This window comes from Actinoplanes sp. NPDC049265, assembly GCF_043197135.1.
Taxonomy (GTDB): Bacteria; Actinomycetota; Actinomycetes; order Mycobacteriales; family Micromonosporaceae; genus Actinoplanes.
Genome location: NZ_JBICSP010000004.1, coordinates 184,952 through 198,043 on the forward strand (window position 1 = coordinate 184,952; position 13,092 = coordinate 198,043).

The window sequence follows — 13,092 nt, forward strand, 5'->3', positions numbered from 1 at the left end:
GTTCCTGATCATGCCGTCACCTGCCGTCGAGGAACGCCATGCCACCTGGCTGGAGCTGTTCTTCGATCTGGTCATCGTCGTGGCCGTGGCCCGGCTCGCCGAGTTGTTGCACGAGGCGCCGGCTGGCACGAACCCCCGCCGGCGCAGGTGCTGCGGGCGGCCGCCCCCGACCGGCCGCACCTGGGTGAGCGGCTCGGCCTGTTCGTGATCATCGTGCTCGGTGAGGCGATGGCGCAGCTGGTCGACGCCGCGGCCGACGTGCCCGACTGGGGGCACGGGCTGATCGTGACCTTGGTGGCCGGCTTCGGCCTGTTGGTCGCGCTGTGGTGGCTGACGCTGCGGTACGGGGCAGGCGCGGCGTCGGTCCGGATGCTGCCGCTGCGGCTGACGATGCCCGCGCACTACCTCATGACCGGGGCGATCGTGCTGGTCGCGGCCGGTCTGGGCGTGCCCGCCGGGCACAACGGGGAGCCGGTGCCGACGGCCAACCGCTGGGTGCTGTGCGGCGGTGCGGCCACCTACTTCCTGGTGGTGAGCCTGCTCGGCGCCCGCGGCGACGCCTCGGTCGGCTGGCTGCTCGGCTGGGGCCTGCCCGCGGTGGCGGCGTCGGTGCTGCTGGGCGTGTTCGGCGGCCGCCTCGACGGTTCGGTCCTGGCCGCGATCCTGTTCGCCGCCGCCCTCTGGCACGTCCTCTACCGCCGCCGCACCGCGTCCCCCACCCCTCAGTGGTAGCCCTGGGCGCTATCCGCGCTGGGCTACCACTGGGGTTCAGCGGCGGGCGGCGGGCTCGGAGTGGGGCAGGGGCTCCGCGTGGTGGGCCGTGAACGACGGGCGCGGGTGAACTTCCGGTGACGTCTTGCGCGTACCCCGGAAGGTCCACCATCGGTAGAGCACGTAGTTGAGGGTGAGGTTGGCCCCCGCGGCCACGATGCGGGCCACCGGCAGCGCCAGCCCGAGCGCCTGGAACGCCAGCACCGCGCTCAGGGTGAGGACGAAGTCGAGCAGCACCTGCGGCAGGAACCGGACCAGCTGGCGTCCGATCGGACCGCGCTCGGCGTGGAAGGCCAGGCGGCGGTTGAGGACGAAATTCAGCGCGTACGTCAGCCAGAACGCGATGCTGACCACGGCCGCCGACGGCAGTGGGGTGAACCGGTGCAACAGTGCCAGCAACCCCACGTCGACGGCGAACCCGAGGCCCGCGAGGGCGAGATAGCGCGTCAGGGAGTGCCGGACGCCCCGCTTCAGGACGGCAGCTGTTCGGCGGAGCACCCGGCCACAGTAGCCGCATTGATCCAGACGGCGGGGCGCAGCAGGGTTGACGTCGCGCTTCACGCGGTCAGGTCGAGGACAACCTTGATGTCGTCGGAGACACCGGTGAGACAGACGATGCCGTACGAAGCAATGCGAGCATGAGCGAGACCTACCCGCGTCCGCCGCCTTCGAAGCCTTCACCTCGGTCTGAGCTGTCCGCGGTTGGCGCTCAGGACTTCGTCGGACAGGACCGGGTCGGCCTCGGCGACGGCCCGCGCGACCACCAGCGCGCCGACCATCTGGCAGAACAGCCCCAGCGCCCGTTCCCGGGCTTCGGCCGCGGTCGGTTCGGTGCCGGCCTGGCGGGCGTGGTCGAGCACCATCTCCGTGATGGCGCTGAGGTAGCCGTCGAGCCCCCGCCGGTACTCGGCCTGCGAGGCGGCACCGTGGCGGCCGGCGTCGACGGCCAGGGCGGCCGAGGCGCAGCCGGTCTCGGGGTGGTCGCGGTGGGCGGCCGAGACGTAGCGGTCGACCATGTCCTGCAGGGCGGCCCGGGCCGACCGGGGGTGCGCCGCCCGGATGGCGGCGAGCGCGTCGAGCGAGTCGGCGAAGCCTTGCCGGTAGACCTCGAGGGCGAGGTCTTCTTTCGACGGGAAGTGATTGTAGAAGCCGCCGTGTGTCATCCCGGCGGTCTTCATCAGTTCCTCGATGCCGATCCCGTCGACGCCGTGCCGCCGGAAGCCTTCGCTCGCCGCCTGGACGATCCGCTCGCGGTTCAGCTTCTTCTGCTCCTGGGTGATGCGTGGCACTCGGCCCCTCCTCGACGAGACGTGGCCTCCAGCTTGACAAGCAATAGTGTCGATCACCATCATTATTTTTGATGTTGTACGACATTAAAACGAGGAGGTCGTCGGTGGACTTCGGAATCGTCGGGGCGGGCACGGTCGGGCAAGGCATCGCCGGACATCTCGTGCGGGCCGGGCATCGTGTCGTCCTGAGCGCCCGGCGCGGCCCCGACGCGCTGAGCGACACGGTGGCCCGGCTCGGCCCCCGGGCCACCGCCGGAACAACCGCCGAGGCGGCCGCGGCCGCGATGGTGTTCCTCGCGGTCAGGTGGCCGGACATCCCGGCCGCGCTGGCCGGCCTGCCCGCCTGGGACGGCCGGATCCTGGTCGACACCACCAATCAGATGACCGGCCCGGATCCGAGCAACCACGTCGATCTCGGTACGGAGACCGGAAGCGAGTTCGTCGCCCGCCACGCTCCCGGCGCACGCGTGGTCAAGGCCTTCAACACACTGTTCGCCCGGTACATCGTGCCCGACCCGCGGCACGCTGACGGCCGCCAGCTGCTCTTCTACGCCGGCGACGACGTGGACGCGAAAGCGGGCTTCCGTGCGGTGGCCGACCAGATCGGCTTCGCGCCGGTGGACGCCGGGTCGTTGCCCGACGGCGGCCGGCTGATGCAGGTCGGCGGACTGCTCTCCGCCCTTCACGCCGTGAAGCAGGACTGATGAAAGCCCTCGCGTACCAGAAGGCCCACTCCCTCGACGCGTTCGCCATCGAGCTCGTCGACACGGCGGAACCGCGCCTGCGGGACTCAGATCTGCTCGTCGGGGTCCGCGCCGTGGGTATCAACCCGGGCGAGGCGATGATCCGGGGACTCCGCAGCGCCGAACCGGGCGGGCGGATCATCCTGGGCTGGGGCCATGGGGGCGGACGTGGTCGTCGACCACACCGGTGACGTGCCCGGCCAGCTCCGTGCCGCCGGCGTCGACCAGGTCGACCTGGTGTTGTCCACGTCCGGGACCGCCGCCAACGTCGACTGGATCGCCGAGATCCTGCGACCGTTCGGGCATCTGGCCGCCGTCGACCTGGACGGCGCCCTCGACGTCGGACCGCTGGCCGCCAAGTCGCTGTCCCTGCACGCCGAGAACGTCTTCAGCCGGATCGGCCAGGGCCGGATCCTGGCCGAACTGGGCGCGGGCCGGCTGCGACCGATCACCACGACGGTGCTCGACGGCCTGACCGTGGACACGATGAGAGCCGCCCACGAACTCGTCGAGAGCCGGCGGACGATCGGCAAGGTCGTGATCACCGTCTGACACCGGTCACCGCACCAGGACGACCGCCACCACGGCCGAGGTCAGCGCGGGACGACCAGACCGGCGTAGTCGCTGCCGAACAGCGGGCCGCGGGACAGCGAACCGTCCGCCCGCGGCACCTCCAGCGTCTCGCCGCCCTTGGTGAACAGCACCGAGACCACGTCGAGGCGGGAGGTCAGGGTGCAGACGACCTGACCGTACGGCAGGGTCTCGTCGCTGCGGGCGGTGTCCTCGTTCGCCTCGGTGACCTCGACCTCGGCCGCGCCGGGGGTGGACGGGAACGACACGGTCAGCGTCATGCCGGTCGTGGCGGTGGACAGGCCCGCGTTGCGTTCGGCGTCGGCCGGGCCGGCCAGCAGGTGGTCGAGCTGCTCCTGCGGGCGCGGGGTGCCGGCGATGCGCCGGACCACCTCGACCAGGCTGCCGTCCCGGACCAGGCACAGCACCTCGGCCACCTCGCCGGGCCGGGCCGCCGACGTGGACACCGGATCGCTCGTGGTCAGGGCGCGGCGGGGCAGCTCGACGGCGTGCGGCGCGTCCTGGGCGGCCACCCCGCACCCGGTCAGCGCGGCGGCCACGGCGAGGGCGACGGCGGCCACGGCCCGTCTCATGGCGGGCACCCGTCCAGGTCGACGCGGAACCGGGCGCCGCCGCCGGGGCGGTCGGTGACGCTCGCCCGGCCGCCGTGCGCGGCCGCGTGTTGGGCCACGATGGACAGTCCGAGCCCGGTGCCGGCGGTGCCGCCGCGCGAATTCGCGGCGGGTCCGCGTACGAAACGGTTGAAGATCGTCTCCCGATCCTCCTCGGCTACCCCGGGGCCGTTGTCGTCGACCTCCAGGAAGAACGGCCCGATCCGGAGCGCGACCAGCCCACCGCCGTAGCGGATCGCGTTCGCCACCAGATTTTCCAGGGCCTGCTCGACCCGCCGGCGGTCGATCAGCCATGTGCGGGGCGTACCGGGCAGCACCTCGATCAGCTCCTCGCCGAGGTCGTGGGCGCGCAGCACGGCCGCCGCCACCGCCCGGATGCCGGTCGGTTCTCGGCTCACCGGGCGGTCGCCGCGGGCCAGCTCGAGCAGGTCGTCGACCAGCGACTGGAACCGGGCGATCTCCTCGGTGATCAGCCCCAGCGCGGCCGCCGCCCGCGGGTCCAGGCCCTCCCGCCGCCGGTCGACCACGCTGGCCGCAGCGGACAGCGTCTGCAGCGGGGAGCGCAGCTCGTGGCTGACGTCGGCGGCGAACCGGCGGTCCCGTTCCATCCGCCGGTTCAGCTCGTCGGCCATCCGGTTGAACGAGGCCGACAGCTGGGCCAGGTCGGGTTCGAGCTCGGGGTCGAGCCGGGCGGTCAGGTCGCCGTCGGCCAGGTCGCGGGCGGTACGCGCCACCGCGTCCAGCGGCCGCATGGCGTGCCGGGTCACGTACCAGCCGACCGCGGCTCCCCCGGCGGCCACCATGACGGCCACCGCGATCAGCACCAGGGCCAGCGTCCGCAGTGTCCGGCTGAGCTCGTCCAGCGACACCATCTCGTAGAACACCGCCGTCGGCGCGAGCGGCACGGCCACGACCAGCGCAAGCTGCCCGCCGCGGCGGATCCGCTGGGCGCCGGCCTCGCCACCGAGCGCCATCCGCTGCAGTTCGGCCGGCACCGCCGCCCCGGCCGAGGCGTCGGCGCTGCGGGCGAACCAGGTGCCGTCGCGGTAGAGCAGCACGAACCGGTCGGCGCCGGTGTCCAGCGAGCGGAGGATCTCGCGGATGTCGGGGGACCGCCCGGCCAGCTCGGCCTTGACCACGGCGGCGTCGTAGTAGGTGGCCCGGATCGCGGTGCGCTCGCGCTCGGCCAGCAGGTTGCGGCGGGCCAGCTCGTACGAGACCAGCGTCACGCACGCCGACAGCAGCAGGGCGCCCACGGCGAACGCGGCGGTGACCCGTGCCCGCAAACCCATCCGCCTCACGCTGACCATGATGCCCGCTCCGTTTTGTCATGGAACTGTCATGGGGCTGGTAAGGGTTTGCCAGCCTCGCCGCGCACTCTGGAGCGTATGACGGCCACCAGTCTGATCGCCGCCGTGCTCGTGGGGGCGGCCATCGGCCTCGGCGGGCGGCTGATCACTCCGGCCGGTCGCGGCCTGCCCGCCTGGGTGGCGATGGCCGCCGGGGTCGGCGCCGCCGTCCTCGGCACCATCGTGGCCCGGCTGTCCGGTGCGGACGGTCCCCGGGTCGGCGCGGCCGAGATCGTTCTGCAGGTCGCCTTCGCGGGCGCGGCCGTGACGGCGGCCGGCCTGAGCGCGGACCGGCGATCCACCACCGGCGATCGGAAGGGGACGCCGCGATGACCTATTCGGTACGCCACCACATCGACCCGCGCGCCGTCGTGATCACCCCGATGGGTGACCTGGACGCCGACGCGGCCGCCGTGCTGCGGCACGAGCTGATGACCGCGGCCGAGCACGGCGGCCACGTGATCGTCGACCTGCACGGCGTCCACCTGATCGACAGCCCGGCGCTCGGGCTGCTGGTCCGCGCGCATCAGCGCACCCGGGAGCAGCACGGCACCTTCGCGTTGGTGGCGCCGTCCCGCTTCGTGCGGACGGTGCTGCACACCATGCGCCTGGACACGGCCTTCACCACGTACGACGACCTCGACACCGCCCTGGGCGCGCGCGTCGAGGTGACCGCTCAGCGCTGGAGTTTGTAGCCCAGGCCGCGCACGGTGACCAGGTGCCGGGGCGTACCCGAATCGGTCTCGATCTTCTGTCGCAGCCGGCCCACGTGCACGTCGACCAGGCGCTCGTCGCCGCCGTCGTACTGCCAGACCCGTTGCAGCAGCTGCTGACGGGACAGCACCCGGCCGGGGTGCCCGGCGAGCTCGCACAGCAGCTGGAACTCGGTGCGGGTGAGCGCGACCGGGCGGCCCCCGACGCGTACCTCACCGGCCTCGGGCACCACCTCGAGGTCGCCGAAGCGCAGCACGGTCAGCTGGTCGGCGCGGCCGGACGGGCCCAGCCGCCGGCGCAGGGCCCGCAGCCGCGCCGTCAGCTCCTTGATCGACACCGGCTTGACCAGGTAGTCGTCCGCGCCCGCCTCCAGCGCGGCCACGATGTCGTCCTTGTCGTCGCGCGCGCTGATCACCACGATCGGCACGTCGCCGTCGTCGCGCAGCCGCCGGATGCACTCGAAGCCGTCCACGCCGGGCAGCATCAAATCGATCAGCACCACATCGGACGGATGCCTCGCCTGGGTGATCAGCCCTTCCTCGGCGGTCGCCGCGCCGGTGGCGGTGTAGCCCTCCTCTTCGAGGGCCATCAGCAGCGAGAGCCGGATCCGGTCATCGTCCTCGACGATCAGCACGCCAGACACCGGTCCATCATCACACGGCGTTGCTAAAGAACTCTTTATAAAGCATTCTCTAGGGTGTGTCTTCCCGGACCGAGGCGATCCGGCTCGCCGATCCGCGTGCCCTGCGCGCCTACGCTCATCCGTTGCGGCTCAGCCTGATCGGGATGTTGCGGCGCAACGGGCCGATGACCGCCACCCAGTGCGCCGCCGCCCTCGACGAGAACGTCCCCAACTGCTCGTTCCACCTGCGCCAGCTGGCCAAGTACGGGCTGGCCGAGCGGGCACCGGCGGCCGACGGGCGGGAACGCCCGTGGCGGGCCACCGCGAACAGCACCTCGTGGACCGACGACTCGGACGACCCGGAGACGCGGGCCGCGACCGATCAGCTCAACGCGGCGATCCTCGGGCAGTACGTCCGCCGGGCCGAGGCCTATCTCGCGACCCGCGGCGAGGACTCGGCCGAATGGCGCGCGGCCGCCGGTTTCGGCGACGACCTGATCTACGTGACCGCCGGCCAGCTGACCGCCCTCACCCGGCGGGTCGAGGAGCTGCTGGAGCCGTACCGCGACCGGACCGGCCGGGCCGAGGGCTCGCGGCCGGTCATGGTCGTGCAGCTGGCGATACCGACGCCGGGGCCGGAGGTGCCGTGACCGCCGCGGCCCGACCGGCACCGCTGCTCCGCGACCGCGTGTTCCGGCGATACTGGTCCGCGCACGTCGTCTCGCTGATCGGTGACCAGATCTCGCTGATCGCCATCCCGCTGCTGGCCGTGCTGACCATCGGTGCCGGCCCGGCCGAGATGGGCTACCTGACCGCCGCCGCGCTGATCCCGAACCTCTTCTTCTCGCTGTTGGCCGGAGCATGGGTGGACCGGCAGCCGTACAAGCGCAGGGTCATGATCGGGGCCGACCTCGGCCGGGCCGCGCTGCTGGCCGTGGTGCCGGTGCTCGCGTTCGCCGGCGTGCTGCGGTTGTGGCACCTCTGTGCGCTGTCCTTCGCCGTCGGCACGCTCACCGTCTTCTACGAGGTCGCCGACGGCAGCCTGTTCGCTTCGGTGGTCCGGCGGCCCGATTACATCGCCGCGAACTCGCTGACCAACGGCGCCCGGGCGATGTCCTTCATGGCCGGTCCGAGCGTCGGCGGCATGCTGGTCCAACTGCTCACGGCACCGTTCGCGCTGGTGGCCGACGTGGTCTCGTACCTCGGATCGGCTCTGCTGCTGAGCCGGATCGCCCCGCCCGAGACGGCCGGTTCCGCCCCGGCCGGCGGCCGCTTGCGGATCGGCTCGGGCCTCGCCTTCATCGCCCGGTCGGCGGTGCTGCGGCAGCTGCTGCTCGGGGTCAGCGTGCTCAACCTGTTCAACTACGTCTTCCACGCGCTGCTGATCCTCTACGTGACGACCGTGCTGGGCCTCTCCCCCGGCCTGCTCGGCCTGCTCCTCGGCATCGCGTCGGTCGGCGGGCTGGCCGGCGCCGCGATCACCGGACCGCTCACCCGCCGGTTCGGCATTGGCCCGGTCGCCGTGCTCGGATACGTGGCCTTCCCGCTCCCGCTGGTGCTGGTCCCGCTGGCCGACGGCTCCCGCCCGACGGCGATCACCATGCTGCTCATCGCCGATTTCCTCTCCTCGATGGGCGTGATGATCCTGGACATCACCGTCGGTTCGCTGCAGACGGCGGCCACCCCGTTGTCGCGGCTCGCCCTGGTCAAGGGTGCGCAGCGTACGGTCAACTACGGCGTACGGCCGATCGGCGCCCTGCTCGGCGGGGTGCTGGGTGAGCTGATCGGGGTGCACGCGGCACTGTGGATCGGCGCGGTCGGCGCGGTCACGGGCGTGCTCTTCGTCCTGGCGTCCCCGGTCCCCCGCCTGCGCGAGCTGCCCGACGCCTGAAACCCGGTGGTAGCCCCGGCGGTGTCCGGGGCCCGGATACCGCCCGGGGCTACCACTGGATCGGGGTCGCGGACGGGTCAACGCCGGTCGGTGGTGATCGGCCGGCCGTTCAGGTACGCGCGGGCCGCCGGATCCTGGGTCGGCAGGGTGACGGTGCCGGTAGTGCCCTCCGGAGCGGTCACCTTGAGCGTGAACGACGGCGTGCTGCGCCACTCGACGGTGATCGGGCCGTGCGGCGTCGGAACCCGCCCGCGGGCCCAGGTCACCGTGCCCGGACGCGGTGTGACGGCCCAGGTGGTGAAGCCGGGGCCGGTCGGGGTGACGCCGAGCAGCTCGTTGGTCAGGGCCGGCAGCACGCCGGTGGACCAGCCGTGCGCCATGCTGGTGTAGGAGCCTTCGTACGGCGTACCGCCGGGACCGATGCCCTCCCACTGGGTCAGGCCGGGGTCGTGGGTGTGCATCCAGCCGTAGGTCCGCTTGATCTGGTCGATCGCGGACTCGGCCCGGCCGGTGCGGAAGCGGGCCACGATCTCCGGGTACGAGGTGAACGCGTACACCCGCTCGGACGCTCCGCCGACGCCGGGCAGGGTGTCGTTGTCCATGAACGCGTTCCCGTACGGGAGCCGGTTCGAAGCATCCAGATAGGACAGCGCCGAGCCGGCCCGGGCCGGGTCGGCGACCCCGGCCGTGACCGCGATCGCGTTGCCGTCCTGCCCGTGCCGCACCGGGCCGGCCGCCGAGTCGAGGTAGGCGCCGGCCGCCGCGTCCCACAGCCGGGCGTTGACCGCGGCGGCGACACTTCCGGCCCGGGTGGTCCAGCGCTCCGCGTCGGCGGTGTGCCCGAGCAGCCGGGCCAGCCGGGCCGCGTCGCCGAGCGCCTGCACGTAGTTGGCGTTGTAGTAGGTGATGGCGCCGGACCGCGGCAGGAACGCGTAGTCGCCGTAGTCGCCGGTCGCGTTCATACCGCGGCTGAGCAGCCCGTTCGCGTCGGTCACGCTCGGGTACCAGCCGTCGAGGACCTTGACCAGGTGCGGCCAGTACGCCCGCGCGTAGTCCACGTCGCCGGTGTAGAGCACGTAGTCCCAGCTCGTGATCACCCACCAGAGCGGGTAGTCGAACAGCCTGAGCGTGTAGCCGTTGATCGAGGCGGGCGGGATCCAGCCGTCGGCCCGCTGGTGGTCGGCCAGGTCGGCGAGCACGTTGCGCGAGGCCTCGGCCGCGGCCGGGTGGGTCAGGTAGAGGGTACGGCCGGAGACGGCGAGGTCGCCCACGTACGGATCCCGGTCGCGTTTCGGGCCGTCGTGCAGGACGAGCTTGCCCTCCAGGGACGGGCTGGCGGCGCCGCGCGGGTCGCAGTCGGCCGCGCGGAACGTGTCGAGGGTCAGTTCGTTGGTGTACGAGGCGGCGTACCAGTAGCGGTTCAGCTCGTCGTCCGAGCAGACGAACCAGCCCTCGTAGGTGTCCGGCGTGCCGAGGAACGCGCTGAACTCGAGCAGCACCGAGTCGATGGCGACCCGGCCGCTCGTCGCCGGGTCGAGGCTGACCTTCAGGTAGCGGAATCCGTGCAGCTCGTCGGTCCAGTCGGCGCCCGCGGCGGGCACGGTGAACGCGTCCGTGCCGGGCCCACCGGCGAAGTCCTGCCGGTCGAAGTCGGAGCGGTCGGTGAGGAACTGCGTGGTCTCCGAGAAGGCCAGCAGCACGCCGGGACTGGTGTCCGACGCGGCCGCGAACCGCAGCCGCGGCCAGCCGACCACGACCTTCCCGAAGTCGACGGTCACGCTCGGCGTCTCGTCGGCGGCCACCAGTCCCGGCCACAGCTCGTTGACTCGGGCGAACTGGCCGCGGGCGGAGTCCTGGGTGCGGGTGATGACGATCCGGAAGGCGGTGGCCGTGACCGGGGCGGCGAACGGCACCGGCACCTGGACGGCGGCGTTGCCGGTGACCGTGCCGACCGGCCGCCAGGTGGTGCCGTCGCCGGCCTCGACGGTGAAGTCGACCGGCACCCCGTCGGCGTTGGATCGCACGGTGACCCCGGGCAGGGTCAGGGCGCTGGGCGCGGTGACGGTCAGGACGGCCGGGTAGGTGGCCGGTTCGGCGTCGTTCCAGAAGGTGCCCAGGTGGCCGTCGATCGCGTTGTCCGGCCCGTAGGTCCGCGGCTGGCCGTCGTTGCCGCTGTTGGGCGGGTGGTACGACGATGCGGTGGCCGTGGTGCCGGCCGGCCAGGCCGGAGGCTCGGGCGGTTTCCGTCCGGTGAGCACGGTCCGTGCTCCCCCGGCGCGCAGCAGCCCGTCCGGGTTCCGCACGTCGCCGGTGGTGGCGAGGACCCGGGCCGGCGCGACAGTGCGCCGGGCCGGCGCGACCACGTACGAGCGCCAGTCCGTGACGTCGCCGGCGGGCAGGTGCATCAGTCCGACCGGCAGCAGCCCAGCCTGCAACAACGTTCTCCGGCGCATCCGCTCCCCCTGATTGAAACGTTAAAATCGATGGCTCGATTCTAGGACCTCATTCAGGGACTTCGATAGATGCGCGCGGGGATTGCCGTGACCGCCGCCGGCTACGCCGGCGAACGGTCCGCGCAGCGGGGCGGCGGCACGACCGCGGCCCTCCCGGGCGGGCCGGCGGCAACTCCGGTCTTCCAGGGCGGGCCGGCGGCAACTCGGGTCTTCCAGGGCGGGCCGGCGGTCCTCCAGCTCGCCCCGGTCGGCCGCGCCGGTCAGACCGCCTGACCCAGGGCCACGGCCAGGTCGCGGTAGCTCGCGGCCTTGTCCGCCGGCGCCGGCCCGAGCAGGGAGATCGCCACCTGGTCGGCGCCGGCGTCGAAGTGCTGCCGCAGGTGCGCCTCGATCCGGTCCGGCGGCCCCGAGGCGACCAGCGTGTCGATCAGCCGGTCCGACCCGGGCGGGGCCAGATCGTCGTCGGTGAACCCGAGCCGGCGCAGCTTGTTGAGCTGGTGCGGGAGTCCCAGGTAGTACCGCAGCGCCCGGCGGGCGACGGCCCGGACCTCGTCGCGGTCGGTGGACGGCACCACCCACTGGGCGACGGCCAGGAACGGTTCCGGCCCGAGCACCGAACGGGCCCACGCCGTGTGCTCGGGCGTGACCAGGAAGGTCAGCAGGCCGTCGGCACGGCGGGCGGCCAGCCGGGTCAGCCCCTCGGAGTACGCGCCGAGCACCCGCCAGGCCGGCGTCGTGTGCCCGGTCCGGGCCAGGTTGCGGTCGATCTCGTCGAGATAGCCGGCCATGAACGGAACCGGACCGACGCCCCGATCGCGGACCGCCCCGCTGACCCCGAGGCCGAGCACGTACCGGCCGGGGTACGCCTCACACAGGCCGGCCTGGGCCGCCGCCGCGTTCTTGGGCTCCCGTTCCAGCGCCCGGGCCACGCCGTTGCCGATCATCATCGTCGAGGTGGCGGCCAGGGCGAGCTGGGCGGTGGTGAACGCCTCGCGACCGAGCACCTCGGCCAGCCAGAGCATGCCGAAGCCGGCCCGTTCCACGCCCCGGACGTAGTCGCGGGCCTGGGCGGCGGTCAGGTGGTCGAGGTCGCCGGTGGTCACCGCGTACCGCGGCTGCACCGAACGCAGCGAGGTCACGAATCCAGGCCCAGCAGCCGGGTCGGATTGTCGACGATCATGGTCCGTACGTCTCGCTCGCTGATCCCGCTGTCGAGCAGCCGGCCGACCACCCGCCGGAACGCGTCCATCGGCAGCGGGTTGCCCACCTGCCCGAGGTCGGAGCCGAGCGAGGTGTGCTCCGGTCCGATCAGGTCGATCCAGTCGAGCAGGGTCTGGAACGGGAAGAACCGTTCCTCGTCGTCGTACATGATCACGCAGTGCTCGATCACCGCGCCCAGGGCGACGAACTTCTGCACGTCACCGGTGCCGGCGTTCAGCACGTAGTTGGGGTGGCTGACGATCAGACGGGTCAACCCACGCCGGTGGGCCTCGGTCAGCATCGCGAGGGTACGGTCGGGCGCCATGTGCCCGGCACTGACCAGGGCACCGGCCTCCTTGGCCAGGTCGAGGATCTCGGGCACCTCGGGCCGCAGCTCACCCCGGTCGTCGAGGATGTCGACCAGGTCGCTCTGCCGGATCCCGCGCGGCACGAAGTGCTCCCGCACGTGCGGGTCGCGTTCGGAGTTGTCCAGGTGCGCCCCCGACGAGATGGTCGGGAACCAGATCATCCGGCCGCCCATCTTGAGGTTCAGGTCGACGGCGTGCGGGTTGAGCCCGCCGACCTGGCTGTTCAGGGCCACGCCGCCGAAGACCTGGGTGCTGATCGGCGCGAGCTCGTTCCTCATCGCCAGCACGTCGAAGACGGTGCTGTGGTAGTGGCACTTGACCAGGATGGCGCGGAACCCGGCCGCCTCGGCCTGGCGGGCGGCCTCGACGTGGTCGATCCGCCGGGGCATCGGTGACGGGCCGGAGTGGCAGTGCAGGTCGACGGCTCCGTGAAGGACCTGGTCGATGGCGTCGGGCACGGTGATGTCCCCTTCTGCGGTGAGGTCGTGTT

The 13,092-nt window shown here is 72.4% G+C and carries 18 protein-coding genes; 10 read left to right on the forward strand and 8 right to left on the reverse strand.

The annotated features are described in order from the left end of the window. Nucleotides 1–10: 10 nt before the first annotated feature. Together ACGFIO_RS12955 and ACGFIO_RS12960 are read left to right on the forward strand one after the other, a co-directional pair. A complete protein-coding gene (locus ACGFIO_RS12955; RefSeq protein ID WP_392825837.1) occupies nt 11–208 on the forward strand; it encodes a low temperature requirement protein A in 198 nt (65 codons plus the stop codon). Then, nucleotides 148–732: a low temperature requirement protein A gene (locus tag ACGFIO_RS12960; protein ID WP_392825839.1), complete on the forward strand. Its 585-nt coding sequence runs from the start codon at nt 148–150 to the stop codon at nt 730–732. The genes ACGFIO_RS12955 and ACGFIO_RS12960 overlap by 61 nt, the downstream gene beginning before the upstream one ends. Nucleotides 733–768: 36 nt before the next feature. Here ACGFIO_RS12960 and ACGFIO_RS12965 read toward each other — a convergent pair whose 3' ends face one another. Together ACGFIO_RS12965 and ACGFIO_RS12970 are read right to left on the reverse strand one after the other, a co-directional pair. Next, a complete protein-coding gene (locus ACGFIO_RS12965; protein WP_392825842.1) occupies nt 769–1,269 on the reverse strand; it encodes a GtrA family protein in 501 nt (166 codons plus the stop codon). Between the two features lie 179 nt (nt 1,270–1,448). After that, on the reverse strand, nt 1,449–2,060 hold the full coding sequence (locus ACGFIO_RS12970) for a TetR/AcrR family transcriptional regulator (protein ID WP_392825845.1): 612 nt from the start codon (nt 2,058–2,060) through the stop codon (nt 1,449–1,451). A 104-nt stretch (nt 2,061–2,164) separates the two neighbouring features. On the opposite strand from ACGFIO_RS12970, the gene ACGFIO_RS12975 reads away from it, so the two are divergent. From ACGFIO_RS12975 to ACGFIO_RS12985, 3 genes are read left to right on the forward strand one after another with little or no spacing between them, the layout of a single operon-like run. Next, nucleotides 2,165–2,764, forward strand: coding sequence for an NADPH-dependent F420 reductase (locus ACGFIO_RS12975; RefSeq protein ID WP_392825847.1), 600 nt, complete (start codon nt 2,165–2,167; stop codon nt 2,762–2,764). Beyond that, the gene (locus tag ACGFIO_RS12980; protein WP_392825849.1) at nt 2,764–2,994 is read left to right on the forward strand and encodes a hypothetical protein; all 231 of its coding nucleotides are present in this window, start codon (nt 2,764–2,766) and stop codon (nt 2,992–2,994) included. The genes ACGFIO_RS12975 and ACGFIO_RS12980 overlap by 1 nt, the downstream gene beginning before the upstream one ends. Beyond that, nucleotides 2,960–3,355 (forward strand): zinc-binding dehydrogenase, encoded by a 396-nt coding sequence (locus ACGFIO_RS12985; RefSeq protein ID WP_392825851.1) that lies wholly within the window; start codon nt 2,960–2,962, stop codon nt 3,353–3,355. Before ACGFIO_RS12980 ends, ACGFIO_RS12985 begins: the two co-directional genes overlap by 35 nt. Nucleotides 3,356–3,396: 41 nt before the next feature. On the opposite strand, the gene ACGFIO_RS12990 is transcribed toward ACGFIO_RS12985, so the two are convergent. Both ACGFIO_RS12990 and ACGFIO_RS12995 read right to left on the reverse strand, forming a co-directional pair. Beyond that, a complete protein-coding gene (locus ACGFIO_RS12990) occupies nt 3,397–3,966 on the reverse strand; it encodes a GerMN domain-containing protein (protein WP_392825853.1) in 570 nt (189 codons plus the stop codon). After that, on the reverse strand, nt 3,963–5,306 hold the full coding sequence (locus tag ACGFIO_RS12995; RefSeq protein WP_392825856.1) for a sensor histidine kinase: 1,344 nt from the start codon (nt 5,304–5,306) through the stop codon (nt 3,963–3,965). Before ACGFIO_RS12995 ends, ACGFIO_RS12990 begins: the two co-directional genes overlap by 4 nt. 87 nt (nt 5,307–5,393) lie before the next feature. Here ACGFIO_RS12995 and ACGFIO_RS13000 point away from each other — a divergent pair, with 87 nt between their 5' ends. Both ACGFIO_RS13000 and ACGFIO_RS13005 read left to right on the forward strand, forming a co-directional pair. After that, entirely contained in the window at nt 5,394–5,687 is a 294-nt protein-coding gene (locus ACGFIO_RS13000) for a hypothetical protein (protein ID WP_392825858.1), read from the forward strand. After that, complete coding sequence (locus tag ACGFIO_RS13005) at nt 5,684–6,049, forward strand: STAS domain-containing protein (protein WP_392825860.1); 366 nt, start codon at nt 5,684–5,686, stop codon at nt 6,047–6,049. Before ACGFIO_RS13000 ends, ACGFIO_RS13005 begins: the two co-directional genes overlap by 4 nt. Here ACGFIO_RS13005 and ACGFIO_RS13010 read toward each other — a convergent pair. Then, nucleotides 6,031–6,711, reverse strand: a complete 681-nt coding sequence (locus ACGFIO_RS13010) for a response regulator transcription factor (RefSeq protein ID WP_392825863.1) — start codon at nt 6,709–6,711, stop codon at nt 6,031–6,033. The genes ACGFIO_RS13005 and ACGFIO_RS13010 overlap by 19 nt on opposite strands. 56 nt (nt 6,712–6,767) lie before the next feature. Here ACGFIO_RS13010 and ACGFIO_RS13015 point away from each other — a divergent pair, with 56 nt between their 5' ends. Continuing rightward, nucleotides 6,768–7,340, forward strand: a complete 573-nt coding sequence (locus ACGFIO_RS13015; RefSeq protein ID WP_392825866.1) for an ArsR/SmtB family transcription factor — start codon at nt 6,768–6,770, stop codon at nt 7,338–7,340. After that, the gene (locus tag ACGFIO_RS13020; RefSeq protein ID WP_392825868.1) at nt 7,337–8,581 is read left to right on the forward strand and encodes an MFS transporter; all 1,245 of its coding nucleotides are present in this window, start codon (nt 7,337–7,339) and stop codon (nt 8,579–8,581) included. Before ACGFIO_RS13015 ends, ACGFIO_RS13020 begins: the two co-directional genes overlap by 4 nt. 77 nt (nt 8,582–8,658) lie before the next feature. Here ACGFIO_RS13020 and ACGFIO_RS13025 read toward each other — a convergent pair whose 3' ends face one another. Next, complete coding sequence (locus ACGFIO_RS13025) at nt 8,659–11,034, reverse strand: alpha-L-rhamnosidase C-terminal domain-containing protein (protein WP_392825870.1); 2,376 nt, start codon at nt 11,032–11,034, stop codon at nt 8,659–8,661. Between the two features lie 69 nt (nt 11,035–11,103). Between ACGFIO_RS13025 and ACGFIO_RS13030 the strand changes: the two genes are divergently transcribed. Further along, nucleotides 11,104–11,307 (forward strand): hypothetical protein, encoded by a 204-nt coding sequence (locus ACGFIO_RS13030; RefSeq protein ID WP_392825872.1) that lies wholly within the window; start codon nt 11,104–11,106, stop codon nt 11,305–11,307. On the opposite strand, the gene ACGFIO_RS13035 is transcribed toward ACGFIO_RS13030, so the two are convergent. Further along, complete coding sequence (locus ACGFIO_RS13035; RefSeq protein ID WP_392825874.1) at nt 11,295–12,173, reverse strand: TIGR03620 family F420-dependent LLM class oxidoreductase; 879 nt, start codon at nt 12,171–12,173, stop codon at nt 11,295–11,297. The genes ACGFIO_RS13030 and ACGFIO_RS13035 overlap by 13 nt on opposite strands. Continuing rightward, on the reverse strand, nt 12,170–13,060 hold the full coding sequence (locus ACGFIO_RS13040; protein WP_392825876.1) for a DUF6282 family protein: 891 nt from the start codon (nt 13,058–13,060) through the stop codon (nt 12,170–12,172). Before ACGFIO_RS13040 ends, ACGFIO_RS13035 begins: the two co-directional genes overlap by 4 nt. Nucleotides 13,061–13,092: the final 32 nt, after the last annotated feature.

Coding starts and splice junctions, on each gene's coding strand:
- ACGFIO_RS13000 (WP_392825858.1), top strand. CDS start 5,394: ATGACGGCCACCAGTCTGATCGCCGCCGTGCTCGTGGGGGCGGCCATC.
- ACGFIO_RS12990 (WP_392825853.1), bottom strand. CDS start 3,966: ATGAGACGGGCCGTGGCCGCCGTCGCCCTCGCCGTGGCCGCCGCGCTG.
- ACGFIO_RS13005 (WP_392825860.1), top strand. CDS start 5,684: ATGACCTATTCGGTACGCCACCACATCGACCCGCGCGCCGTCGTGATC.
- ACGFIO_RS12955 (WP_392825837.1), top strand. CDS start 11: ATGCCGTCACCTGCCGTCGAGGAACGCCATGCCACCTGGCTGGAGCTG.
- ACGFIO_RS12985 (WP_392825851.1), top strand. CDS start 2,960: ATGGGGGCGGACGTGGTCGTCGACCACACCGGTGACGTGCCCGGCCAG.
- ACGFIO_RS13030 (WP_392825872.1), top strand. CDS start 11,104: ATGCGCGCGGGGATTGCCGTGACCGCCGCCGGCTACGCCGGCGAACGG.
- ACGFIO_RS13025 (WP_392825870.1), bottom strand. CDS start 11,034: ATGCGCCGGAGAACGTTGTTGCAGGCTGGGCTGCTGCCGGTCGGACTG.
- ACGFIO_RS12980 (WP_392825849.1), top strand. CDS start 2,764: ATGAAAGCCCTCGCGTACCAGAAGGCCCACTCCCTCGACGCGTTCGCC.